Origin of the sequence: Adhaeribacter aerolatus (genome assembly GCF_007991635.1) — a bacterium.
GTDB classification, from domain to species: Bacteria; Bacteroidota; Bacteroidia; order Cytophagales; family Hymenobacteraceae; genus Adhaeribacter; species Adhaeribacter aerolatus.
In genome coordinates, this window is record NZ_BJYS01000028.1 from 15617 (window position 1) to 42134 (window position 26518).

Consider the following 26518-nt stretch of genomic DNA (forward strand, 5'->3'; position numbering starts at 1 on the left):
TCGCGGCATTCAATATCATCTTACCAGCTTAGACTACCAGTTTTTTTTAACTTAAAAAGTTGGCAGAAAACGTTGCCCTGGCTGCGTGTTTTCACCAGCCAGTATTCCGGCAGAACCTGGCCCCACCGAAAGCACATTATTTTTTTCCTGGTACCTATCTTTCATCCTGCCAATTCTTATCCCCAAAAATGCCCGTTATTTATTATTTTTGAAGATTCATTCACACCCAAAAATCTTTAATATACTTCATGTTTAAATCTTTTATTCCCCTCCTAACCGGCGTTCTCGCCCTAAGCAGTTCTATATGGGCCGAGGCACAGGATAAAAAACCCGCTACCCCTGATCCTAAAAAATGGCAGGTAGAAGCCGCCCACGGTCCGGCCAAAGAAGTTAGTTTTACCACCACCGAAGGCACCTGGATGAACCTGGATGTGAGCCCCGATGGTAAAGAAATAATATTTGACATACTGGGCGATATTTACAGCCTGCCCATCACCGGCGGCACCGCCAAGTTATTAGCCGGTGGCCGGGCTTATGAAGTGCAACCCCGTTATAGCCCCGACGGCAAATTTATTTCCTACACCTCCGATAAGGATGGCGGTGACAATATTTGGATCATGAACCGGGATGGTTCTAATGCCCGCGCCGTAACGAAGGAAAACTTCCGGCTGCTGAATAATGCTTCGTGGTCGCCGGATGGGCAATATTTAATCGCCCGCAAACACTTTACCGCCACCCGCTCCTTAGGAGCCGGCGAAATGTGGGCTTACCACATTGCCGGCGGCACAGGCATCCAACTCACCAAGCGCAAAAACGACCAGCAGGATGCTGGTGAACCTATTGTCTCGCCGGACGGCCGTTATGTGTATTACAGCGAGGACATGAGCGGCGGCAATTTTTTTGAGTATAACAAAGACCCCAACGGCCTTATTTACATGATCCGGCGCGTGGACCGGAACACCGGCGACATCGAAAATGTGGTAACCGGCATGGGCGGGGCGGTGCGGCCGCAGCTTTCCCGCGATGGCAAACTGCTGGCTTTTGTGCGCCGGGTGCGTACGAAATCAGTGCTCTACCTTCATAATTTAAGTACCGGCGAAGAATGGCCCGTTTATGACAACCTGAGCAAAGACCAACAGGAAGCCTGGGCTATTTTTGGTGTGTACCCGAACTTCGCCTGGACACCCGACAATAAGAATATTATTATCTGGGCGCAGGGGAAAATACACAAAGTAGACGTAAGCCAGCTAAACAAAGCTACCGAAATCCCTTTTACCGTACAGTCGCGGCACCAGATAACCGAAGCCGTTAAGTATAACTTTGGCCCCGAAGGTGTTGCCCCGAAAAACTTCACCGCCAAAGCCATTCGCCATGCCGTTACCTCGCCTGACGGCAAATACCTGGTATTCAGCGCTGCCGGTTATCTCTATAAAAAGCAATTACCCAATGGCAAACCCGCTCGGGTTACCAAAGGCACCGACTTCGAATATTACCCGGCTTTCAGCCCGGATGGCAAAACCATTGCGTATGCCACCTGGAACGACCAAACATTGAGTGCTCTCTACAAAACCGACCTGAACGGTAGCAAACCCCAAAAGCTCACCACCGAAAAAGGGTTTTATGCAGCGCCTTCTTTTTCGCCGGACGGCCAGAAAATCATTTTCAACAAAACTGGCGGCAATGATCACCAAGGCTATAATTTCGGTAAAAATACCGGTATTTTCTGGATGCCGGCCAAAGGTGGCAGCATGAACCTGATCCAGAAAAACGGCAGCGAACCATTATTTGATAAAACCGGCAAACGAATATTTTTCACGGTAAACGAGAATGGTAACAATACTTTAAAAAGTGTAGGCCTGGATGGAAAAGAGCCGGTTACGCACCTGTTCTCGAAATATGCAACCCAGTTTGTTCCCAGCCCCGATAATCAATGGGTAGCCTTTACCGAATTATTTAATGCCTACATTATGCCCTTGCCGGCTGCCGGGAAAGGACTGGAAATTAGTATCGACAGCAAGGCCATTCCGCTGGCCCGCGTTTCCCGCGATGCCGGTACCAGCCTGCACTGGTCGCGCGACAGCCAGAAACTACATTGGCTTTTGGGCGAGGAATATTTTACCAACGATCTGAAAAACCGCTTTACCTTTTTACCGGGCGCCGTTACTAAAATCCCGCCCTTAGATTCTACGGGCCTTAAAATAAACCTGGTGCTGGCTACCGATGTACCGCAGGGCAAATTGGCCTTTACCAATGCCCGCATTATTACCATGAAAGGCGACGAAGTAATTCAGAATGGCACCCTGGTAGTGGAAGGCAACCGAATCGTAGCCGTTGGATCAGCAAACCAGGTTACGGTACCAGCCGGCACCAAAACCATCGATGCTCAAGGTAAAACCATTATGCCGGGTTTGGTTGATGTGCACGCGCATATGGGTACCTTCCGGACCGGCATGAGCCCCCAGCAGCAATGGGCCTATTATGCAAACCTGGCTTACGGCGTTACCACTACCCACGACCCTTCTTCCAGCACCGAACAGGTATTTAATCAATCCGAAATGGTGAAAGCCGGCGCCATGGTGGGGCCGCGCATATTTTCTACGGGTACGGTGCTTTACGGTGCCGATGGCAATATTAAAGCCGTAATTAATAGTTTGGAAGATGCCCGTTCGCATTTACGCCGCATTAAAGCCATGGGCGGCTTCTCGGTAAAAAGCTATAACCAGCCCCGCCGCGAACAGCGCCAGCAGGTTATTCAGGCTGCCCGCGAACTGGGCATGGCCGTGGTACCCGAAGGGGGCTCTACCTTTTTCCATAACATGACTATGATTCTGGATGGGCATACCGGCATCGAACACAATATTCCAATTGCCCCTTTGTACAACGATGTGGTATCGCTCTGGAAAAACAGCCAAACCGCTTATACGCCTACTTTGATTGTAAACTACGGCGCCAACTCCGGCGAATATTACTGGTACCAGAAAACGAATGTTTGGGAAAAAGAACGTTTATTAAGATTTGTTCCGCGTTCGTTTATCGATAGCCGCTCGCGCCGGGTTACCCAGGTTCCCGACGAAGAATATGCCAACGGCCATTTGCTAACAGCCCAGGCCTGCAAAAAATTAGCTGACCAGGGTGTAAAGATTAACCTCGGGGCGCACGGCCAGTTACAAGGTTTGGGCGCACACTGGGAACTCTGGATGCTGCAGCAAGGCGGCATGAGCAACCACGAAGCCTTACGCGCCGCTACCCTGAACGGGGCGCATTATTTAAGCATGGAGAAGGAGATTGGGTCTTTGGAAACCGGCAAACTCGCCGACCTGATTGTACTGGATAAAAACCCGCTGGAAAATATTCAAAACTCTGAAAGTGTGGTTTATACTATGATAAATGGCCGTTTGTACGATGCGGCTACCATGCAGGAGATTGGTAATTACAACAAAAAACCAATGCCGTTTTATTGGGAGAACCCAAAAGTGAGCGGCTCCTTCCCCTTTACCGAAGGCATGGATGTGCACACACTCGGCATTGCTGGTGAACAATGCAGTTGCCACGGCCGGCATTAACCCGCCCTTTTTGCCAAAACAAATAAGCAGTTCCGACAAGGGAACTGCTTTTTGTTTTAGATAAAATATTATTTACGGCACCAGTGTATTCTCCTATTCTTACTCTACATACAATACCAAACCTTTTAAATATTCCCCTTCCGGGTGAAATATACTTACCGGGTGGTCGGCGGGTTGGCTAAGTTGGTGCATGATTTTAATATTCCGTCCGGCCTCAATGGCGGCGGCCATAACCGTACTGTTAAACAAATACCGATCTACTACCTGCGAGCAGGAAAAAGTAAATAATATGCCACCGGGCTTTATGTGTTTAATGCCTTCTACGTTCAGTCGTTTGTAGCCCATTACAGCATTGTGCCGCACATTCTGGTGCTTGGCAAAAGCCGGTGGGTCCAGGATAATAATATCGTACGTAGCTGGGTTATCTTTCAGGAAAGAGAAAGTATCTACCGCAAAAGATTCGTGCCGATCGGCAGTACCGTTTAGTTCTACATTTTTATCGGTGAGCTCAATAGCTTTTTTAGAACTGTCCACGGAATGTACTTGGCTAGCTCCGGCGTTGAGCGAATAAATAGAAAAGCCACCGGTGTAGCAGAACGTATTCAGTACCGATTTGCCTTGGGAATATTGCGCCAGCAAAGAGCGGTTCTCGCGCTGGTCTATGAAGAAACCGGTTTTTTGTCCGTGCACCCAATCTACCGTAAATTTATTATTATTTTCCTGTACTACCTGGCTGTCGGTGGCTTCACCAATCAGGTAACCGTTAGTTGCTTGAGCGGCAGCTTTGGCGGGTAAGGTTTCGGCACTTTTATCGTAAACGGCTGTAATAGTAGGCGCGCCCACTTCCACAATAGCCTGGGCTAAGGTTTCGCGGATGCGGTACATGCCAATGGTGTGGCATTGCATTACGGCTGTATCGTTATACACATCAACTACCAACCCGGGTAATCCGTCTCCTTCGGCAAAAATGAGCCGGTAGATGTTGGTACTACTATTTTCTATGAAACCCAAAGCCCGGCGGTAAGCAAAGGCCTGGCTTATCTTTGCTTTCCAGAAATTATAATTAAGTTCTACGCGCTCAAAAGAAAATATCCGGACCGCAATAGAACCGCCGGGCTGGTAATGACCAGTACCCAAATATTCACCGCCGGCGCTAAAAACCTCCACAGCCTCCCCTTCTTCTACTTCGCCCTGTATTTTCTTGATGGCTCCGGAAAACACCCAAGGGTGATGGCGCTTCAACGAATGGTCCTTTCCGCCGTGCAGGATAATGCGGGCAAATTCTTTCATCTATTACTCTTAAATTTTTCTATCCGCAAAGGTACTGCTTATTATTTAAAAGATTTAGGTGCTATATTTAGAAGACTGGAACGGAAGGTTATTTTAAAACCCGGGCTAGGGCTTGGTGGTAAGCCAGGAAGCTGCTTAAATTATTATGGCCACCACCTTCTATAATTACCAAGCTGTTAGGATTATTTATTAACCCGGCCAGTTTTTTACCCGACCGGAACGGCACCACCTCATCGGCTGTACCATGAAGAATATACACCAGGCAGCTTACATTTTTAATCCATTTATCGGACCGGAAAGTATACCGTAGCAGGAGCGTCGCAGGCAGAAAAGGATAATGCGTTTTAGCTACCTCAGTAAAATCATAAAAAGGCGTTTCCAGCAAAAGCAGCTTAGGTTTGTTCTCCGAGGCTACTTTGGTAGCTACGCCCGTTCCGATTGACCGTCCAAATATTACTATTTTATCTTCCGGGTAAGCTTGCTGTAAGTACTCATAAGGCAGTTGGCCATCCTGGTATAAGTTTTGGGGGCTTAGTTTACCGGTACTTTTGCCAAAACTGCGGTAATCGGGCATAAAAACATCGTAGCCGTACGGCACCAATTCTTCGGCTACATAACCCCAGGAGCGCAGGCTACCCGCGTTGCCATGAAAATATAGAATAACGCCTTTAGTTTGTTTAGCCATAAAATGCAAGGCATTTATTCGGTTACCGTCCGGCGTGTCTAAGTAGACTTCTTTAAAGTTGCTCTTAAACGGATAGCGGTAAGCAGCCGGAACTTTCTCGGGGAAAAATATTAACCTATCCTGCAACCAGAAAACCACTCCCATCAGGATAAGGAATATTCCGGCTATTAAGCTAACAGTTATAATCAAAACCTTCAACATAGAAGTTCAGCTAGCCAAAATTTAGGCATACGGCTGTTGACGGAAAAGTGAAATACTTTTTCCTGATTTTTCGGCTTGCACAGTAAACTTAAGTCAAGGCTGCGGCAGCCATTAAACATTAGCCTTTTCTAACCCGACAACTTCTGGGTTATTACGAAGAAGGTATCCGGGAACAACCGCCAGGCGGCAATATTTCTGTCGGGTTTATCTTTGCTGAGTTAGCTTTTCACTTCTGTAAGTGTCTTTTTACCTAGCCATTTCAGGACGATAAAACCTATGAAGCCGGCTAAAAGGGAAGCTATTAAAATAGAAAACTTGGCTTCGGTTTGGTAGAGCGGGTCGCTAAAAGATAACAAAGCTATAAATATAGACATGGTAAAGCCGATACCGGCGAGTATACCGGCACCTATAATCTGCGACCACCTGACGCCACTGGGCAAACTGCTGATTTTTAATTTTACTGATAGCCACGAAACTAAAGTAATACCCAGCGGCTTGCCTAAAAATAAACCCAAAATAATACCTAACCCTAAGTTACTGGTCAAGCCATCTATCATGTCGGCCTCAAACCGGATATTGGTATTAGCCAAGGCAAATAGTGGCATTATTAAAAAGTTTACCGGTTTGGTTAATCCGTGTTCTAATTTTTCCAAAGGCGATTCTTCGGCGCCGGGCGTGGTGGGTAACGTGAGGGCGGTAAGCACGCCGGCAATAGTAGCGTGGATCCCGGAGTGATGAATAAAATACCACATAAACACCCCGGGAACCAGGTAAAAAATTAGCTTTTTGAAACCCAACAGATTGAAAATGATAAGTAAAGCAAAGATTCCGCCGGCATATAGGAGGTAGTCCAGGTGTATCTCGCTGGAATAAAACAGCGCAATAACCAAAATAGCCCCCAAATCATCCACAATGGCCAGCGCCGTTAAAAAAACTTTTAAGGAAAGCGGTACCCGGCTACCTAAAAGAGAAAGAACCGCAATGGCGAAGGCAATATCAGTGGCCATGGGTATACCCCAACCGCTGGCGGTAGGTGTTCCATTATTTAACAAGGCATAAATGGCAGCCGGTGCTAACATCCCCCCTATTGCCGCAAAAACCGGTAAGGCCGCCTGCTTTAAAGAAGAAAGCTCCCCTTCTACCAACTCACGTTTAATTTCCAGCCCTACCAAGAGAAAAAATATAGCCATTAAGCCATCATTAATCCAAAGCAACACCGAATAGCGCAGTTCCAGGTTATCAGAGTGGTAGCCTATTTCGCGGGCCAGCAGATTTTCGAATCCGGGCCCCAACGGAGAATTAGCAATGATTAAAGAAACGATTAAGCAGGCTATTAAAATAATTCCTCCGGCGGAACCAGACTTTAAAAACTCACGGAAGGTATTGGGATTAATTAATTTTATCATGCAGCTATACTGTCTTTTTAAATGAAAGAATTATGTTTTATCATCTTCTTCACCGCTAAACCCGGCAAGTAGACTTTAAAACTGGCAAATTATAAAAATTAATCTTTCATTAATGAATTAAAACCAAAGCAGAGGATAAGCAGAAGTTCGCTAATGCCTGAATAACTAACCTCACTTACTTGCGGCTCCGTTGTCGCTGGCCGGCCGTTTGTGTTTCCAGCGGCGGTGCGACCATAAGTAATCGGCCGGGTTTTCCCGTATAGAAATTTCGAGGTGCCGGGCATAAGCTTCGGTTACTTTGTATTCTTCGGCGGTTGTTACGGCACCCGGTTCGGCCAGCAGTTCAAACGAAAATAAATAATACCCCCTTCCCCGGCGAACTACTTTAATAAACACTACCGGGTATTTAAAGGTAGCGGCCAGTTTATCGGCTCCTACGTAAAATCCCGTATCCTGATTCAGGAAAGAAGTCCAATACTGAATTTCGCCGCGGGGCGGTATTTGATCCGATAACAAAGCTACTAACCGCGATTCCTGGCGATGCCGGACCAGATGGCGCAAAACTTCTTTCATGGGTAAAGGATTGGGCCCCAGCCGGCTCCGCAAAAAGCGCATATATTGCTCAAAGAAATTATTCTGCAAGGGTTTGTATACCCCATCGGCCGGAAAATTCAGAAAACCCGGCGAAGAAGCCAAACCCCACTCCCAGTTGCAGGCGTGCGAACCTAAAGTAAGCACCGATAAACCTTTATCGAGGTAAGCCTGTAATATTTCCGGGTTTTGAAAATGAGCCCGGCGGCGTAAATCGGCGGTGGAAATACTACCCAATTTCAATATTTCAAAAATGATATCGGCCAGGTTATGGTAAAATTGCTTCGCAATCCGCTGGATTTCAGCAGCATCTTTGTCCGGAAAAGAATTATTCAGATTATGGTAGACAACTTTTTTGCGGTACTTAAAAACGTAAAACAGCAATACGTAAACAAAATCGGCCAGCAGGTATAAAATGCCGAAAGGCAGATGGGAAAGCCCTTGCAGCAGCCACCATAAAGGATAATCGCGTTTGCGCAAGGCTATTTTTTTATGCACGATATTTGTACGTGTAATAACTAATATTTAAATTAAATCGGTTTAAGAATAATATTCCGCTAATATAGCAAAAGTCTTAGGCCGCTGCTTACCCAACATGATTTTATTAACCGAAATACAATATAACCCGAGTATAGCCTATTTTCAGCAGATGCTTCGGGCCGACAGTATTTTAATTGAACAACACGAACACTATACAAAACAAAGTTACCGGAATCGTTGCCGGATTCTGACCTCGCACGGGCCGCAGGATTTAACTATTCCGGTAAAGAAAGGAAATCGCAAAACCAAAATAACCGAACTCGAAATAGACTACAGCCAGGACTGGGTGAAGGTGCATTGGCGCAGTATCCGCTCAGCTTATGGCAGTGCCCCGTTTTTTACGTATTACAGCGATTATCTGCAACAGATTTACGGGCAAAAAAAGCAGTATTTATTCGAATTAAATCTCGCTCTTTTACGTTTTTATATGAAATGCCTGAATATTAAAAAACCGATCTCTTTCACAGAATCGTATATTCCGGCATACGCAGGAGCTGTTGCAGATTATCGCAATAAAATACATCCGAAATTAAACTCTGCCATTTTGGACATTAAAGTATACAATCAGGTTTTTGGCAAACAATTTGTACCTGACTTGAGTATAATTGATGTATTGTTTTTACAAGGCCCGGAGGCCGTATTTTATTTACAGGCCAGCCCCGCCGCTCCTGAACATTAACAAGCCGTTGCTTGTTTACTTAAAGAGGCAAGCATCAGAAACTAAACATTACTTACTATTTTATCCTTTAATAAATGGAAGCTAAATTCTCAAATAGAGTGAAGGAAGTAATCTCACTCAGCCGTGAAGAAGCTATTCGCCTGGGGCATGACTATATAGGTACCGAACACTTATTGTTGGGCATGATCCGGGAGGGCGAAGGCACGGCGATAACCTTGTTAAAAAAACTGGGTGTTTCGATCGACGAATTAAAATATGCGCTGGAGCAGGCTACCCGTAATACGGCTTCGCACAATACCAGTATTACCGGCAGCATTCCGCTGACGAAGCAAACCGAAAAAGTATTGAAGATTACGTACCTGGAGGCAAAGATTTTTAAGAGTGATATTATCGGTACGGAACATTTGTTGCTTTCCATCCTCCGGGATGAAGATAATATTTCATCACAAACTTTAGCCAAATTCAACGTGAACTACGAAGCAATCAGAGATTCACTGGATTATCAGAATAATAATCCAATGGCGTCATCCGACACCGATGATGATAACGATAACGATAAATTATTTGGCAGTTCGGGTTCTGCCAAAGGCAGTACTGCTAAAAAGCCCGGCGAAAAATCGCGTACCCCGGTACTCGATAATTTTGGCCGTGACCTGACCAAACTCGCCGAAGACGATAAACTCGACCCAATTGTAGGTCGGGAAAAAGAAATTGAGCGGGTAGCCCAGGTATTGAGCCGCCGCAAGAAAAACAACCCGATTTTAATTGGGGAACCCGGCGTTGGTAAAACCGCTATTGCCGAAGGTTTAGCCCTGCGCATTGTGCAGAAGAAAGTATCGCGCGTGCTCTTTAACAAGCGCGTGGTTACCTTAGACCTGGCCTCTTTAGTGGCTGGTACCAAATACCGCGGCCAGTTTGAAGAGCGGATGAAAGCCGTTATGAACGAACTGGAAAAATCGCCGGATGTAATATTGTTTATAGATGAGTTGCATACCATTGTAGGCGCCGGTGGCGCATCCGGATCTTTGGATGCCTCTAATATGTTTAAACCGGCCTTAGCCCGCGGCGAAATTCAATGCATCGGGGCTACTACCCTGGATGAGTACCGCCAGTACATTGAGAAAGATGGTGCTTTGGCCCGTCGTTTCCAGATTGTAATGGTAGACCCAACCACACCGGAAGAAACCATCGAGATTCTGAACAACATTAAAGATAAATACCAGGATCACCACCATGTAATTTATACCGATAAGGCCATTGAAGCCTGCGTTAAATTATCGGATAGATACATGAGCGACCGCTTCTTACCAGATAAAGCTATTGATATTCTGGATGAAGCCGGTGCCCGCGTGCACATAAACAATATTGTGGTACCGGAAGATATTCTGAAACTGGAAGAACAGATTGAGAATATTAAAACCGAAAAAAACCGGGTAGTCAAAAGTCAGAAATACGAAGAAGCGGCCCAACTGCGCGATAAAGAAAAACGCCTGCTGGACCAACTGGATATTGCTAAAAAGAACTGGGAAGACGAAACCAAGAAAAAACGCTATACCGTTAAAGAAGAAAATGTGGCCGAAGTAATTGCCATGATGACCGGTATTCCGGTAAAACGGATTGCGCAGAACGAAAGCCAGAAATTACTGAGCATGGGCGATGAGCTCCAGGACAAAGTAATTGGTCAGGAAAAAGCCATCAAGCAATTGGTAAAAGCTATTCAGCGTACACGCGTAGGTCTGAAAGATCCGAAGAAACCTATTGGTTCATTCGTATTCTTAGGCCCAACCGGGGTTGGTAAAACCGAATTAGCAAAAGTGCTGGCAACTTACCTCTTCGATAAAGAAGATGCTTTGGTGCGCATCGACATGAGCGAATACATGGAGAAATTCAGTGTATCGCGTTTGGTAGGAGCGCCTCCGGGCTACGTAGGTTACGAAGAAGGCGGACAGCTGACTGAGAAAATCCGGCGGAAGCCATACAGCGTAATTTTGCTGGATGAGATTGAGAAAGCGCACCCTGATATTTACAACCTGTTGCTGCAGGTACTCGACGATGGCGTGTTGACCGATGGTTTAGGCCGGAAAGTAGACTTCCGGAACACCATTATCATTATGACTTCGAACATCGGGGCCCGCGATTTACAGGATTTTGGCGCCGGTATTGGTTTCTCAACCAAGGCCAAACAAGAAAACCTGGACGACATTATGCGGGGTACTATCTCCAACGCGCTGAAGAAAACCTTCTCGCCGGAGTTCCTGAACCGTTTGGATGATGTAATTGTGTTTAACTCGTTGGGCCGGGAAGATATTCATAAAATTATTGATATCTCTTTGAGCAAACTATTTAAGCGCTTAGAAACCTTAGGATACAAAATTGAACTGACTGATAAAGCCAAAGATTTTGTAGCTGAAAAAGGTTACGACCCTAAATACGGAGCACGTCCGCTAAACCGCGCTATCCAGAAATACCTGGAAGACCCGATTGCCGAAGAAATTCTGCGGGCTGATGTTAGTAACGGTGACATAATTATTGCGGACTTTGAAGAAGGGAAGGAAACTTTAACCTTCCGTTCTGAAAGCAGCGGTAAGCCGAAGTTACCCGAAGAATCATCAGAGTCTACTCCGGCCGATCCTAAGACTGGGGAATAAATTTAAATTAAATGGAAAAGGCTGACCGAATGGTCAGCCTTTTTTTTGCTTAAATTGAAGCAAATAATTGTACGATTAAAAGTTTAAATAAGCGAGTTTTTTATAACTTTGGTCATCTTTGTAGATACAAATTTTGTATGTCAGAAAGCAGCGCAGGAAGCAAAATAGAAGTTCTTAACCGAAAAAATACCGAAGCTTTGTTGGGAGGTGGCCAGGACCGGATTGACGCCCAGCATAAAAAAGGTAAACTTACCGCCCGGGAGCGCTTGGATTTGCTACTCGATGCCGGTTCTTTTGAAGAAATCGGAAAATTTGTCATGCACCGTTCCAAAGACTTTGGCTTGGATAAAGAATATTACCTGGGCGATGGCGTGGTTACTGGTTATGGTACTATAAATGGAAGACTGGTATATGTTTTCTCGCAGGATTTTACTGTTTTCGGCGGTTCCCTTTCCGAAACGCACGCCGAGAAAATTGTTAAAATAATGGATCTGGCCATGAAAAACGGTGCGCCGGTTATTGGCCTGAATGATTCAGGCGGCGCCCGGATACAAGAAGGTGTGGTTTCGCTGGGTGGCTATGCCGATATTTTCTACCGGAATACCTTAGCCTCCGGGGTAATACCCCAAATATCGGCTGTAATGGGCCCTTGTGCGGGGGGAGCGGTTTACTCGCCGGCCATTACCGATTTTATTTTAATGGTAGAGAATACCTCCTATATGTTTGTAACCGGGCCCAACGTGGTAAAAACGGTTACCCACGAAAATGTAAGTTCCGAAGAATTAGGTGGCGCCAGTACCCACAGCACCAAAAGCGGTGTTACCCATTTTTCGTGTGCAAACGAGTTGGAGTGCATCCAGAATATTAAAACTTTACTGAGTTTTATCCCGCAAAACTGCGAAGACACCACTCCTCGCTACGCCTACGAAGCTACCGACGACGAGTACCGGCCTGTATTAGACCGCATTATTCCCGAAAACCCGAACCAGCCTTACGACATGCGTGAAGTAATTGAAGGCATTATAGACGAAGGCAGCTTTTTTGAAGTGCACAAAAATTTTGGCGAAAACATAGTAGTGGGTTTTGCCCGTTTGGCCGGCCGCAGCATTGGCATTGTGGGCAACCAGCCCGCTGTGTTAGCCGGTGTGTTAGATATTAATGCCAGCACCAAAGCCGCCCGCTTTGTTCGCTTCTGCGATTGCTTTAATATTCCGTTACTGGTGCTCGAGGATGTACCCGGCTTTTTACCAGGCACCGATCAGGAATGGCGCGGCATTATCAGTAACGGTGCTAAATTATTATATGCCTTTTCGGAGGCAACGGTGCCGCGTATAACCGTAATTACCCGTAAAGCTTACGGTGGCGCTTATGATGTAATGAACTCTAAACATATTGGGGCCGATTTAAATTATGCCTGGCCAACAGCCGAAATTGCCGTAATGGGTGCCAAAGGAGCGGCCGAAATAATATTTAAACGCGAAATAGCCCAGGCCGAAGATCCGGAAGCGAAACTGGCCGAAAAGATAACGGAATACCAGCAAAAATTTGCGACACCTTACCGGGCGGCCCACCGGGGCTTCATCGACGAAGTAATTATGCCCGGACAAACCCGCTTAAAATTAATAAAAGCGTTTAAGATGCTGGAAAACAAAGTAGCCAATCTGCCCCGGAAAAAACACGGAAATATTCCTTTATAAAATAAATATATGAATACTTGAATATATAAAATATTAATTATATTTTTAACTATTCAAGTAAATTATCCGACCCAAGCTTACGAAAACCTAGCCAATTAAATAGGTATAACTAACAACAACAACAAACAAAAATATCCATAGCTCACCCTATGGTTAGTGATTAGACAGATGAAAGAGGAAAGCTTTGCTTTTTTAGAGAAGTATTTAAACACCGCCTCCCCTACTGGTTTTGAGGCAGAAGGACAAAAAGTTTGGCTTGATTATATTAAGCCCTATGTTGATGAATATTTTGTAGATACATACGGCACGGTGGTTGGCGTTATCAATCCGGAAGCCGAATACAAAGTAGTAATAGAAGCCCATGCCGACGAAATTGCCTGGTTTGTAAACTACATTTCCGACCAAGGCTATATCTATGTTCGCCGGAACGGCGGCTCTGATGCCCTGATTGCCCCTTCCAAACGCGTAAATATTCATACGGCTAAAGGTATTGTAAAAGCCGTATTTGGCTGGCCGGCTATTCACGTGCGCAAAATAGAACAAGATAAAGCCCCTACCATCGAAACCATATTTTTGGATTGTGGTGCTTCCTCGCGCCAGGAAGTAGAAGAGATGGGCGTGCATGTGGGCTCGGTTATTACTTTCGACGATGAACTGATGGTCATGAACGAAAAATACCTTGTTGGCCGTGCGCTCGATAACCGGGTTGGTAGTTTTATGATTGCCGAAGTAGCCCGCATGTTGCAGGAGAACAAAAAGAAGTTGCCTTTTGGCTTGTACATCGTAAACGCCGTGCAGGAAGAAATTGGCTTACGCGGTGCCGAAATGATTGCCCACCGGATTAAACCCAATGTAGCTATTATTACTGACGTTACGCACGACACGCAGGCCCCTATGTACGAGAAAAAAACCAGCGGCGACATCCATTGCGGCAAAGGTCCGGTCATTACGTACGGTCCGGCTGTACAGAATAACGTGCGGGATATGATTATTCGGGTAGCGCAGGAAAAAGAAATTCCTTTTCAGCGGGCATCCGCCTCACGGGCTACCGGTACCGATACGGACGCTTTTGCCTATTCCCACGAAGGTGTAGCCTCTGCCCTGATATCGCTGCCATTAAAATACATGCACACCACCGTCGAAACTGTTCATAAAGAAGATGTAGATAATGTGTCAAAACTGATCTATGAGTTTCTGGTACAACTCGAATCAGGTCACGATTTTCGTTATTTTAAATAACCCACCCAAACACACACACAAACTTTCCTTACTAACGCTTCTTGTTTAAAACAGGAAGCGTTTTTATTTTACCAAATTTCCTGAGCCTATCATTATCCTGTCTTTTACTAATTTGCTTTAATCATAAGTCCGATGACCTTTCCGCAAACATTTACCGATCAGTTATCCAGGCTAATAGAATTGCCGAAGGCGCCGCAACGGATTATTTCCCTGGTACCTTCTCAAACGGAGTTATTATTTGACTTAGGCCTGGCCAATAGAATTGTAGGGGTAACTAAATTTTGTGTGCACCCAACAGCCCAGGTAAAGGGAAAAACTAAAATTGGAGGTACCAAAAACTTTAACTTCGAAATTATCCGGGCCTTAAGACCAGATTTAATTATTGGTAATAAAGAAGAAAACTACCTGGAAGGCATCCAGGCGTTGGAGCAGACCTACCCCGTTTGGATGAGCGACATTTTTACTTTACCCGACGCGCTAACGATGATAAAAAATATTGGGCAATTAACCGAAACTTCGGATGCGGCCGAAAATATTATCCAGAATATCTCCAGCGGTTTTGCTACCCTACAATCAACAGAATTAAATTTGATTTCGGCGGCTTATTTAATCTGGAAAGATCCTTACATGAGCGTTGGGCACGATACTTTTATTCACCAGATGTTAACGGCTGTTGGTTTCCGGAATATTTTTTCTGGTTTAAACCGCTACCCCATTATTACGCCCGATGTATTGAAAGCAGCAGCACCCCAGGTGGTTTTCTTATCTTCTGAGCCCTATCCGTTTAAAGAAAAGCATATACGGGAAATACAGGAAATATTGCCAAATCCTTTAGTGAAGTTGGTGGATGGCGAATTGTTTAGCTGGTACGGCAGCCGCCTGCAACAGACGTCGTCGTACTTACAAAGTTTAAGAAAAGAAATAGAAGCAGCTTTAATTAGTTAGCCGCTTCTAAGGTAAAGCCCATGCTTTCTAAATCCTGCCAAAACCGCGGGTAGGATTTCCGGACGACATGCGGCTCCTGGATGGCAATTTTAGAAACCAAAGCTAACGGTGCAAAAGCCATGGCCATCCGGTGATCTTCGTAGGTATCGAACACTGGCCCAGCGGCAAAGTTTGTAATTGGTTTCACCCGGAAAATTCCATTGCCAATATCTTCTAAATCGCCGCCCATTTTGCGAAGCTCCTGTTGCAGGGCCGCTATTCTATCGGTTTCTTTAATCCGTAGACTTTCCAGGCCACTCATTTCGGCCGCAATGCCTTTGGCCGCACATACCACCGCAATGGTTTGGGCTAAATCAGGGCAATCTGAAAAATCATAAGCGAATACCTCATTCTTATTGGTTTTAGTAAGGGTAACGCTATTTGCATTATAGGTGGTTTGCACCCCAATATTTAACATGATATTTGCAATGGCACTATCACCCTGAAATGAATTCCGGCGCAAACCTTTCAATTCTACGGTAGCATCTTTTGCTAAAGCAACCATACTGTACCAATAGCTTGCCCCCGACCAGTCCGATTCAATAATATAGCTGGCGGGCTGATAAGTTTGGGGCGGTACATGAATAATATTGCCTTCAAAATGGCCTTCGGCGCCAAAATGCTTCATCAAAGCCAAAGTCATCTGAATATAAGGCCGGGAACCAATCTTACCGGTTAATTCCAAAGTAAGTCCGTTGGGAAATAAAGGAGCTACCATCAGCAAGGCCGAAATATATTGGCTGCTGATATCGCCGCGTACCTTTAAAGTAGCCGGGTATTCGCGGTTGCGGTCAATACCGCGGAAAGCCAGGGGCGGGTAACCCTCCTGCCCCAGGTAATCTATCTGAGCGCCCAGTTCGCGCAGGGCATCAACCAGCACCCCAATGGGCCGCTGCAACATGCGCGGCGTACCGGTTATAATTTTCTGCTGCCCGGTTACGGCCAAATACGCGGTCATAAAACGCATTACCGTTCCGGCATCTTCTGCGTTCAGTTCATTGGCTGTTTCGCTCAACAACCGGGTAATTACGCGGGTATCGTTCGCTTCCGATAAATTATCGAGCTGCGAACCGGCGCCCGACAAAGCTTCGATGATTAAAGCCCGGTTGCTTTCACTTTTAGAGGCCGGTAACGTTACGGCCCCGGATAATACCTGCGAGGGATGCGATATATATAAAGTAGAATTGATGGCACTCATAAAGAACGATAATAATGAAGAGAATCCTGAATATCGGCTAACGTAATAACCTGGTCGTATACCGCATTACCAATACCTTGCAACAAGGTACATTTAATTACCGAACCGGTATTTTTTTTATCCTGTAAAGCCAAAGCCGCAATAGCCGGTATACTGTCGGGAGCTATTTCTACCTTTTCGTAAACCGAAGAGATAAATAATTCAATTTGCATTACCTCATCTGGGGTTAATAAACCACGTTGCTGGGAGAGGTAGCTTTCACAAATCATACCCACTGCTATGGCTTCGCCGTGGAGTAAAGCCTGGCCGGGCTTTTCCAGCCGGTATGTTTCGAGGGCATGCCCTACTGTATGGCCAAAGTTTAATATTTTGCGCAAACCTTTTTCCAACGGGTCGGCGGCTACTACTTCGGCTTTAATTCCAACCGATTCGGTAATCAGGCTGGTCCAGTCGTCGGTAAGCAGGCCAATATTTTTCTGGGTATCAAAAGACTCTTTTTTCCGGATAAGCCAATGTTTAATAATTTCGGCGTAACCGGATTTTAGTTCGGCTAAAGGTAAGGTTTGCAGGAAACCCGGATAAATAAACACTTTTAAGGGCTCCTGAAAGACGCCCAAATGGTTTTTAAAGCCTCTAAAGTCAATGCCGGTTTTACCGCCTACGCTGGCATCTACCTGCGATAGCAAGGTGGTAGGTATCTGCACAAAATAGATTCCCCGCTTAAATACCCCGGCGCAAAAACCACCCATATCGCCAATAACCCCGCCGCCCAGGTTTAGCAGCAACGACCAGCGGCTTAATTGCTGATCTGTCAGTTCTTCCCAGATATGCTCGCAGGTTTGCAGGTTTTTATGAATTTCGCCGCTTTTAACCTTAATAACACGGTGCGGGGGCAAAAAAGGCTCTACCAGCGGATAACAGTGGATATAGGTATTGTCATCGGTCAGAACCACCATTTTATCAAAAGCCCGGTTCTTTAAAAATTCGCCTAAAGCGGCTAAGGAATCTTCCCCGATATGAATATTTTCGAACAAAATCAGCTTTGTTTTAGTGTGCCCAAAGTAAATACTAAAATAAACGTTACGCAAATATTAATAGGATGGCGGTTGTGAAACATCTGTCCACTTGCTACGGTTTAAGGTAAACAGCAAATTAACTCCGAAGCCGCTCTCAAAACCATACGCTCCGTAGTTAATTTTTGTACACCTTACCTTTTAAAGCGCCAGATTATAAGTACTCCATGACTTCGGTTACACCTGTTTCTTTCGAAAATACTGCTATTGCCTTTGCGTCTAAATCGGATGCTGAATTATTTAAAATGTATACCCTATTTGCCACCATGAATAATAATTTCCTGGTGAAGACAGGAGGCAAACTGGTGAGTAAAGCTTTCCGGTGGAATTTACCGGTGAAGTTTCTGATTAAGCCCACCATTTTTAGTCATTTTTGTGGTGGCGAAAATTTGCTGGAGTGTAACAAAGTTATTCAGGAATTGGCCCAGGCCAATATCGGCACCATTCTGGATTATTCGGTAGAAGGCGAAAACGACGAAAACAGTTTTGATGCCACGTACAAAGAAATTCTGGCCACCATCGAAAAAGCCCACCGTTCCAAAAATATTCCTTTTTCGGTTTTTAAAGTTACCGGCATCGCCGATGCTATCCTGCTGAAAAAAGTACAGGACAAAGAACCTTTAAACCCCACCGAAGAGCAAGCTTTTAATCGGGCTTACAACCGGGTAAATACGATTTGCGAAAGAGCCCACCGGTACGCCGTCCGGGTATTTATTGATGCCGAGGAGAGTTGGTTTCAGGAGACAATTGATCGCCTAGCCATTGACATGATGACCCGCTATAACCAGGAACAGGTAATTGTATATAATACTTACCAACTCTACCGTCAGGACCGGTTAGATGTATTGCGCAAAGATTACGAAGATGCCGTTGCGGGCAGTTATTGGCTGGGGGCAAAATTAGTGCGAGGCGCTTACCTCGAAAAAGAAGCCCGCGTGGCCCAGGAAAAAGGATATCCTAACCCCATAAATCCCAGCAAAGCCGCCACCGATAAGCTTTTTAACGATGCCATGGTTTTCTGCCTGGAGCACCTGGACCGCATTGCCTTTTGTGCCGGCACCCACAACGAAGAAAGCTGTTACTTGCTATTAAAATTGATGGCGCAATACAACATTCCGCCGAACGACTTTCGGGTATATTTTGCCCAGCTCTACGGCATGAGCGATAACTTATCTTACAATCTGGCCCATGCCGGATACAACGTAGCTAAATATGTCCCTTACGGTCCGGTAGAAGCAGTTTTACCTTATTTACTGCGACGAGCCGACGAGAACACCGCCATTGCGGGCCAAAGCAGCCGGGAATTTAACCTGATAAAAAAAGAAATGGAACGGCGTAAGAAAGTAAAAACCACTACTAAGTAAATACACCTACAACGCCCCGATTAAACATTTCGCGCAGAGCAGAGCTTCGGCTGAATATTCAGCATCAAATAAAAAAACTTTATTTTTCAGGCAGATAATTAAAAATTTTAAAAGAATTATAAAATCCAAGCCTGCTTTTTTGCTAAAAGTAAATTCACAATAACTTCTATTTTCCTGCACGCTTTACCCGTATTTGTAACCAATTCCAGCATGAGTCGTTTAGTTTAGGGTGCAGCTAGCTATTCTAGCTGTCTGAAATATTAACCAAAATAACCTTAAAACGAAAGACTATGGAAAATAACACAGGTGCTAATTCAGGGCGCAATTTTGAAGATCAGAATAATGCCAATAACAATAATATGAACAATAATTCGGGTTCCGGTTCTTCTCTGAACAATCTTTCAGGTAGCAGCAGAGCCGGCCAGGATTATGACAGTACCCTTAATTCCGGTAGCAGTATGACTGGTAGTTCGATGTCTGGTTCTGGCAGCTTAATGTCGGGTCGTACTGGTTCTTCCCGGCTGATGACCGGCATGTTCCGCGATCGGGATAGTGCCGAACGTGCTTATAGTTCGCTGAGCAGCCGTGGTTATACCAAAGATGATATAAACTTAGTTATGTCGGATGAAACCCGGAAACGGCATTTTGGCGATAACACCGCCGACTCCGATTTAGGTGACAAAGCTTTAGAAGGTGCCGGTGCCGGTTCGGCTATTGGTGGTACCTTAGGAGCCATTGTGGGTGCCGTAGCAGCTATTGGTACTTCGGTAGCTATTCCGGGCCTAGGCTTAGTAGTGGCTGGTCCGTTAGCGGCCGGTTTAGCCGGTGCCGGCGCGGGTGGTTTAACTGGTGGTTTACTGGGTGCCCTGGTTGGCTCTGGTATTCCCGAAGATCGGGCCAAAGAATATGAGCACGGCGTAAAAGAAGGCGGTATTGTTATGGGCGTACACCCGCGCAACGACGATGATGCCACTTACCTGGAAAACGAATGGCGCAATAGCAACGGCGAAAGTATTTACCGTTAATCAGAAACTAATTCCAATACAAAAGCCCTGTTCTTTAAAGACAGGGCTTTTGTTTTTCAAGACCTTTTTTAATTAATCCGGAACCGGACAGGCAAAGTAAAACGTACCGGCACGGCGCGGTTTTGCTGCAAACCGGGCCGCCATTGGGGCATTAAGCTTACTACCCGTTTTGCCTCTTCACCGGCACCACCTCCAATGTCCTGCAATATTTTTATATCTGATATCTCGCCGGTGGCGCTAACCACAAAAGTTAATACCACATTCCCCTGCAATCCCAGGCTTTGTGCTTCAGCCGGATAACGCAGGTGTTTACTTATAAATTTATACATCGCGGCTAATCCATTAGGGAATTCGGGCATTTTTTCGACCACCTCAAAAGGGCTGCTGGTTTCAGTACCTGTACCAATCGCTGAATCGGCTTCGGCTAAAACATCCGGCACCGTTCCGGGCAAATTACCGGCAGCCGTTACCAAGCCCGGCTCTGCCTGCGCAAAATCATTTTGGTCCGGAATAGTAGTTGTTACCGGCGTCAAATCCGGTACAATTCTGATCTCCCGGAATGCCTTGGTAGTTACAGCCGGTGAAGCCGGTGAAGCCGCCGGCGTTGGCGCTACTGGTTTTACCGGTGGTTTCGGAATAATTGGTTCGACTATAAATGTGTGTACTTTATTGTTTAGCTGCGTACTTTGGGTATCGGCGGGTAGCATTACATCTGGCTCTTTTATTACCAAGCCAATTAAAAATAAAAACGCAGTTAACAAGGCAATGCCGGTTGCCTTTACAACCTGCATCGGATATTCCTGGCGGAGCACGTAAGCACCATAAGCTTTATTTCGGCCTTCAAAGACAATATCGTCAAAGGAGGCAACAGATAAGAATCCAGTTTCCATTATCATTCGTTTATTTATATGATTTGCAAATAATGTGGAAGGATTTTCTGCAGAAAAGCTTCTTTAATTAGAGGATGCCGTTTTCATACCGATTCCATATAAAGGTTATATTTAATTTTTCTTATGGAACTTTAAGTTTTCTGCATCTTTTAAGTAATTATGTTTAGCCGCCGTAAAAAACCGCAATCATACCATTCCGACGAGGAGCTGATCCGTCAGTACCGGGCTACGTCTGATCCGGCTTTTGCGGCAGAGCTTTACCAACGCTATACGCACCTGGTTTACGGTATTTGCCTGAAATACCTCAAAGACGAAGAAGACAGCAAGGATGCTGTTATGCAGCTATTCGAGAAAGTACTGCAGGCGCTGCAAAACCAGCCGGTACAAAAATTTGAAAGCTGGCTGTACGTGCTTACTAAAAATTATTGCCTGATGATTTTGCGCGCCCGAAAAACCCGGTCCGGGAAAATAGTAAATCAGGATTTATCGGAATTAAATGTGGCCGCCGATGAAACATCGCCGGAGACTGCTTTGCGCCAGGAAGAAACGTTTATCTTACTGGAAGAAGGACTAAATCATATTCCGGAAGAACAGCGAATTTGCATAGAACTCTTTTACCTGCATAAAAAATGCTATCAGGAAATTGCCCAGATTACAGGGTACGACCTGAATAAAGTAAAGAGCTATATTCAGAATGGCAAGCGTAATTTAAAAATTTACCTAGAAAAGCACCATGAATAGCAATCTGTCGGTTTCAGCTTTACCAGATAAACATTTGTCGGCCGATGTTATGTACCAGTACTTGGATAACCAGTTGCTGCCCGCCGAACGGTACGAAGTAGAGCGTCACTTACTCGAATGTGACCTGTGCGCCGATGCCATAGCCGGTCTGGGTATTTCTACCCCGGAAAAAACCCGGCAACAACTTTTCCAGATTAACTATCATCTGAAAAGCCGTACGCAACATCGGCACCCCAATACCATTGTGCAGCATTTAAAAAACTGGGGTATTACCACCGCTATCTTGTTTTTGGTGTTACTAGCTGCCCTGTTGGTGTGGTTCCAGGCGAAAAATGCTCATCCGGGTACCTCCGTAAAACCATCTGTCTCCCAAACAGCTTTTATTTCAGCTCATCCGATGGTAGGTGCTGCGAATTACCAGCTATACCTCCAGCAGAACCTGCGATACCCGGCACCAGCCCGCCAACTTGGCATAGACGGTAATATTACTGTCGGTTTTACCGTTAACCCAGATAGCAGCCTAAGTAATTTGCGGATTGTAAAAGGATTAACGCCGGAACTAAATGCCGAAGCGGTGCGCTTAATAAAGGAAGGACCAATCTGGATTCCGGCCCGGCGTCAGGAAAAAATAGTTACCGAAAACAAAACAGTTACCATTCCTTTCCGGTTAATTAAATAGAAATTGTATTGTATTTTTAATTCGGGAAGTTTCCGGGTGCTATTGTGGCGTATTATCCTGCCTATGCTTAAGCGCCTGCCGACTCCTCTCTGGCGAAAATACACCGCAAAGGCAGTGGTTTATTCCAACTTTTTAAATGCGAAACAGCTTCATAACTTTAATCTGCTACCGGAGGTAAATAAACTAAAATATTTTTTCTACCTTACTCCGGAAAAACGAGTAAATCTCAGAAGTGGGGCTTACTTCGGGTATTTTTCACTTTGCCAAAAAAGGCAAATATAGTATTTATTTTATTTATTAAGAAAATGAGGGAAATACCCCCATCTTTTTAAAATTACCGTACATTATTGGGTAACTGCCCGCTACATATTAGGCACTACTTTTGTTTATAGTAAAGCACAAATTATAATTATTTTAACAGTATGTTCTCCTATAGATCTAAAATATTAATTTATATAACAGTTCTGTTGGCTGTCGGAGTTTTAGCATCACTTAAACTTCACAAATCGCCATTCGAAATAGATACGCCCACCGGAGTGGTTGATAAAAATACAGTGCTGTTAAAAGTGGTAATGCAAGGCTTAAACAGTGCCCATTTTCAGCCGGAAAAGGTAGATGATAATTTCTCTAAAAAAGTATTTGACCTCTATCTGAAGCGGTTGGATGTAAACAAAAAGTTTTTAACAGAAGCCGATATAACTACCCTAAAAAAACACCAACTGGATATTGACGACCAGGTTAAACGCGGCACGCACGATTTTTTTAACCAGGCCAGCAAATTATACGGCGAGCGGCTGAAAGAGACCGAAGGCTATTATAAAGAAATTTTAGCCAAGCCTTTCGATTTCGAAAAAGACGAGACCATTGAAACCGACCCGGATAAAATTACCCGCCCGGCTGATAAAGCGGCTTTAAAAGAAGCCTGGCGGAAATACCTGAAGTACCAAACGCTAGGACAGTTATCTGAGATGATGGATGTGCAGGAAAAAGCCAAGGAGAGAGGCGACACGAAAGAAGCAGCTAAAACTTATGCGCAACTGGAAGCCGATGCCCGCAAAAAAGTAACTAAAACTTACGAAGATTTCTACCGCCGGCAGAGCCAATCTACGAAAGAAGATCAGTTCTCTTTGTACATGAATGCCATTACCAACACTTACGACCCGCACACCGAATATTTCGCACCGGAAGATAAAGCTTCTTTCGATATTGAAATGACCGGCCGTTTGGAAGGTATTGGGGCCTCGCTTCAGGAACGCGAAGGTCAGATTAGAGTAGCCGAAATTGTGCCGGGCAGTGCCTCTTTCCGCCAGGGCGAATTAAAAGCCGGTGACATTATTTTAAAAGTAGCGCAAGGCAACCAGGAACCAGTAAGTGTGGAAGGTATGCGCCTGGACAATGCCATTAAAATGATTCGGGGTAAAAAAGGAACTGAAGTACGGTTAACCGTTAAAAAACCTGATGGTACCATTAAAATTATTCCGATTATCCGGGAAGTGGTAATTATTGAAGAAACCTACGCCCAATCTGCGTTAATTAATGAAGACAACAAAGTGGGTTACATTCGCTTGCCTAAATTCTACGCTGACTTTAAACGGTCGGGTGGCCGCAACAGCGGCGAAGATGTACGCAAGGAAGTAGAAAAACTGAAGCGCGAAGGTGCCCAAGGTATTATCCTGGATTTAAGGACTAACGGTGGTGGTTCTTTATCGGATGCCGTTGAAATGTCGGGCTTATTTATTCCGCAAGGCCCCATCGTGCAGGTAGAAACCAGTGGTTCGCAGCCGCAGGTGCTGGAAGACAAAGATCCGGCCGTGCAATTTGATGGCCCGCTGGTAGTAATGGTTAACTCTTTCAGTGCTTCGGCTTCCGAAATTGTTGCCGCTGCTTTACAGGATTATAACCGGGCGGTGATTGTTGGTAGCCCCACTTACGGCAAAGGTACCGTACAACAAGTGTTCGACTTAGACCAGGCTCTACAAGGTGGCCCCTACAGCGCTTTAAAACCGTTTGGTTCGCTTAAATTAACTACCCAGAAGTTCTACCGGATTAACGGTGGTGCTACTCAGTTACGCGGTGTAACGCCAGATATTACCTTACCCGACTTCTATAGCTTTTTAGAACAAGGCGAGAAAGACCAGGATTATCCGTTGCCATGGGATGAAATTAAACCCGCTCGTTTTAAACCCTGGACGCCAAACTGGAATATGCAAACCATTAAAGCAAAAAGCCAGCAACGGGTAGCCGGTAACCAAAGCTTTAAACAAGTGGCCCAACAGGCCGAGCGCATGAAAGAGCGGATAGAGGCCTCTAAGCAATCTTTAAAACTGGCTACTTACCGGACCGATATAAAGAAAAACCGCGAAGAAACCAAGCGCTACGAAGCGCTGGAAAAATCAATGCCAAGCCTAAATACGTCGGCTTTAGCCAGCGATTTGGCAACTGCTAAATCCGACACCATTAAGGCGGGCAGGTACAATAAATTTGCTAAAAATATTCAGAAAGATATTTACGTGCACGAAGCAGTTGCCATTGTAAAAGACCAGTTATAAGCGGCAACTCCTTTATTATAAAAAAAGCCATCAGGGTTATCTGATGGCTTTTTTTTTATTTGACTGATTTATTATCCCTTATAAACAGAACAGCGCTAAACGGTAGCCTATTACGCCTCCTTCCTTGGCTGCTGGTTCTATTACCACCAGGTAAAAGTAAATTGAGCAATTTCGGTTACCGCAACCAGCTTCTTATATTTTATGCGCATGGCTCATCCAAAATTGGTGTTATAAATAAATTATTTTTAAAACCGGACCCGTAAGTTAGCTTCCAGTTCGTGCTTATAAATTTCAGAATAATTATTGTCGGGCACAGAAGCGGCTAATACCAAATAAACTTTATCGCCAAAATTTAAACCTCCGTTAAACGACCAGGGCATTTGGGTGTAGTGGTCGCCGCGGTACGAAGCTCCTACTATTAAAAACTTTAACACTGCGGTTGCATTATAAGTTAATTCGGTCGTTTCAACATCTAAACCCCGTTGCATCAGAACCGATGGCGTTAGGTTATAATGCTCGCCAAAGCGGATTTTAAAACCACCCGTCAATAATGCCTCCCGCATTTCCCGGCGCGAAGCATCGCCCTTAAATTCAAACGTACGGCTCATTATATTCATAATAGAACCACCCAGAAAAAAGGGATGGGCATTAACCCAGATACCCGCATCTAAGTCCGGCCATACGTCGCTATCGTCGGAAGTTAAATAACGCCCATTTGGATTTAAGCGGCGGTAATCCTCATAACTAATATTTAAGAATTTACCATTTACCTGCACGCCTGCCGCTACTCTTAAATTCTTGGTCAGTTGCAAACCCCGGGCATAAACAAACCCAAACCGGCCGCGGGTATAAGGACTAAACTTCTCAAACGAAGACACCACGCCAATGCCGGTTTGCAATTCCCTGGCACCTGATGGGGCATGGTAATAAACTAAACCATTTACCGGCCCGCCCGGCTCCTGCATCGAAAGCTTATGCCCGGTAATACCAATTTCCCGTTTGCTTTCAGAACCGGCATACGCCGGATTAAAAAAGACGAAATTGTGCTGGTACTGCTTCGGAATAATGGTCCTGATTTTAATTGCCGGCAGTTCTTGGGCCTGTAGATTAAATAAGGAAAGAAACACAGATATAACTACCAGGGTAAAAATACGCATCTGTATAATATAATAATTTTAATAATTAGAACACTGCAATATTAAGCAATATTTTTTTATTAATTTATAACCTTTTAAATATTATTATTCTTAACCTTAAACAAAAAATTAACAATACTACCCAAAAACCTATTTTTATAAGATATAAAGGAAAATTAGCTATTAACATACTTGTAATTTTCACATATAATCCAATCTTTAATTAAGCCTTGTATTTAGATTAAAATATTGAATTTATTCCTTTTACCCAGATAATTTTATTTAATAAGCTTATTCAGGAGGCTATTTTAACATTTTACCGGACTTATTTATTTTTATT

General features: G+C 44.9%; 19 protein-coding genes. 11 read left to right on the top strand and 8 right to left on the bottom strand.

All coding sequences use genetic code 11. The features are described 5' to 3' along the window. Nucleotides 1-248 precede the first annotated feature (248 nt). Nucleotides 249-3563 (top strand): amidohydrolase family protein, encoded by a 3315-nt coding sequence (locus AAE02nite_RS17785; protein ID WP_146900764.1) that lies wholly within the window; start codon nucleotides 249-251, stop codon nucleotides 3561-3563. Nucleotides 3564-3662: 99 nt separating this feature from the next. Here AAE02nite_RS17785 and AAE02nite_RS17790 read toward each other — a convergent pair whose 3' ends face one another. From AAE02nite_RS17790 to AAE02nite_RS17805, 4 genes are all read right to left on the bottom strand, one after another. Continuing rightward, nucleotides 3663-4853: a class I SAM-dependent rRNA methyltransferase gene (locus AAE02nite_RS17790; RefSeq protein ID WP_146900767.1), complete on the bottom strand. Its 1191-nt coding sequence runs from the start codon at nucleotides 4851-4853 to the stop codon at nucleotides 3663-3665. Between the two features lie 88 nt (nucleotides 4854-4941). After that, nucleotides 4942-5739, bottom strand: coding sequence for an alpha/beta hydrolase (locus AAE02nite_RS17795; RefSeq protein WP_146900770.1), 798 nt, complete (start codon nucleotides 5737-5739; stop codon nucleotides 4942-4944). Between the two features lie 218 nt (nucleotides 5740-5957). Then, nucleotides 5958-7145 carry a Na+/H+ antiporter NhaA gene (gene nhaA / locus AAE02nite_RS17800; RefSeq protein WP_174761966.1) on the bottom strand — a complete coding sequence of 396 codons (1188 nt, stop codon included), beginning with the start codon at nucleotides 7143-7145 and terminating at the stop codon, nucleotides 5958-5960. A gap of 171 nt (nucleotides 7146-7316) precedes the next feature. Next, on the bottom strand, nucleotides 7317-8234 hold the full coding sequence (locus tag AAE02nite_RS17805) for a lysophospholipid acyltransferase family protein (protein WP_246151137.1): 918 nt from the start codon (nucleotides 8232-8234) through the stop codon (nucleotides 7317-7319). A 97-nt stretch (nucleotides 8235-8331) separates the two neighbouring features. Here AAE02nite_RS17805 and AAE02nite_RS17810 point away from each other — a divergent pair, with 97 nt between their 5' ends. The 5 genes from AAE02nite_RS17810 to AAE02nite_RS17830 all read left to right on the top strand — a co-directional run bounded on the left by AAE02nite_RS17810 (nucleotide 8332) and on the right by AAE02nite_RS17830 (nucleotide 15484). Next, nucleotides 8332-8955 (top strand): WbqC family protein, encoded by a 624-nt coding sequence (locus AAE02nite_RS17810; protein ID WP_146900774.1) that lies wholly within the window; start codon nucleotides 8332-8334, stop codon nucleotides 8953-8955. Nucleotides 8956-9029: 74 nt separating this feature from the next. After that, nucleotides 9030-11603, top strand: coding sequence for an ATP-dependent Clp protease ATP-binding subunit (locus AAE02nite_RS17815; protein ID WP_146900777.1), 2574 nt, complete (start codon nucleotides 9030-9032; stop codon nucleotides 11601-11603). Nucleotides 11604-11740: 137 nt separating this feature from the next. Then, the gene (locus tag AAE02nite_RS17820) at nucleotides 11741-13300 is read left to right on the top strand and encodes an acyl-CoA carboxylase subunit beta (protein WP_146900780.1); all 1560 of its coding nucleotides are present in this window, start codon (nucleotides 11741-11743) and stop codon (nucleotides 13298-13300) included. Between the two features lie 168 nt (nucleotides 13301-13468). Further along, on the top strand, nucleotides 13469-14539 hold the full coding sequence (locus tag AAE02nite_RS17825) for a M42 family metallopeptidase (protein ID WP_146900782.1): 1071 nt from the start codon (nucleotides 13469-13471) through the stop codon (nucleotides 14537-14539). A 132-nt stretch (nucleotides 14540-14671) separates the two neighbouring features. Continuing rightward, nucleotides 14672-15484, top strand: a complete 813-nt coding sequence (locus tag AAE02nite_RS17830; protein WP_146900785.1) for an ABC transporter substrate-binding protein — start codon at nucleotides 14672-14674, stop codon at nucleotides 15482-15484. Here the strand turns inward: AAE02nite_RS17830 and aroA are convergent. Beyond that, the gene (aroA, locus tag AAE02nite_RS17835) at nucleotides 15477-16721 is read right to left on the bottom strand and encodes a 3-phosphoshikimate 1-carboxyvinyltransferase (RefSeq protein ID WP_146900788.1); all 1245 of its coding nucleotides are present in this window, start codon (nucleotides 16719-16721) and stop codon (nucleotides 15477-15479) included. The genes AAE02nite_RS17830 and aroA overlap by 8 nt on opposite strands. Continuing rightward, nucleotides 16718-17755: a 3-dehydroquinate synthase gene (gene aroB, locus AAE02nite_RS17840; RefSeq protein WP_146900792.1), complete on the bottom strand. Its 1038-nt coding sequence runs from the start codon at nucleotides 17753-17755 to the stop codon at nucleotides 16718-16720. Before aroB ends, aroA begins: the two co-directional genes overlap by 4 nt. Before the next feature lie 206 nt (nucleotides 17756-17961). Here aroB and AAE02nite_RS17845 point away from each other — a divergent pair, with 206 nt between their 5' ends. Together AAE02nite_RS17845 and AAE02nite_RS17850 are read left to right on the top strand one after the other, a co-directional pair. Further along, entirely contained in the window at nucleotides 17962-19158 is a 1197-nt protein-coding gene (locus AAE02nite_RS17845; protein WP_146900795.1) for a proline dehydrogenase family protein, read from the top strand. 494 nt (nucleotides 19159-19652) lie between these two features. Further along, nucleotides 19653-20183, top strand: coding sequence for a hypothetical protein (locus AAE02nite_RS17850; RefSeq protein WP_146900961.1), 531 nt, complete (start codon nucleotides 19653-19655; stop codon nucleotides 20181-20183). Between the two features lie 68 nt (nucleotides 20184-20251). Here the strand turns inward: AAE02nite_RS17850 and AAE02nite_RS17855 are convergent, their stop codons facing one another. Then, the gene (locus AAE02nite_RS17855; protein ID WP_170252636.1) at nucleotides 20252-21073 is read right to left on the bottom strand and encodes an energy transducer TonB; all 822 of its coding nucleotides are present in this window, start codon (nucleotides 21071-21073) and stop codon (nucleotides 20252-20254) included. A gap of 159 nt (nucleotides 21074-21232) precedes the next feature. Between AAE02nite_RS17855 and AAE02nite_RS17860 the strand changes: the two genes are divergently transcribed. From AAE02nite_RS17860 to AAE02nite_RS17870, 3 genes are all read left to right on the top strand, one after another. Further along, nucleotides 21233-21814 (top strand): RNA polymerase sigma factor, encoded by a 582-nt coding sequence (locus AAE02nite_RS17860; RefSeq protein WP_146900801.1) that lies wholly within the window; start codon nucleotides 21233-21235, stop codon nucleotides 21812-21814. Beyond that, nucleotides 21807-22493 (top strand): TonB family protein, encoded by a 687-nt coding sequence (locus tag AAE02nite_RS17865; RefSeq protein WP_146900804.1) that lies wholly within the window; start codon nucleotides 21807-21809, stop codon nucleotides 22491-22493. The genes AAE02nite_RS17860 and AAE02nite_RS17865 overlap by 8 nt, the downstream gene beginning before the upstream one ends. A gap of 422 nt (nucleotides 22494-22915) precedes the next feature. Further along, the gene (locus AAE02nite_RS17870; RefSeq protein WP_146900807.1) at nucleotides 22916-25042 is read left to right on the top strand and encodes a carboxy terminal-processing peptidase; all 2127 of its coding nucleotides are present in this window, start codon (nucleotides 22916-22918) and stop codon (nucleotides 25040-25042) included. Between the two features lie 245 nt (nucleotides 25043-25287). Here the strand turns inward: AAE02nite_RS17870 and AAE02nite_RS17875 are convergent, their stop codons facing one another. Beyond that, nucleotides 25288-26199, bottom strand: coding sequence for a PorP/SprF family type IX secretion system membrane protein (locus tag AAE02nite_RS17875; protein WP_146900812.1), 912 nt, complete (start codon nucleotides 26197-26199; stop codon nucleotides 25288-25290). Nucleotides 26200-26518 lie beyond the last annotated feature (319 nt).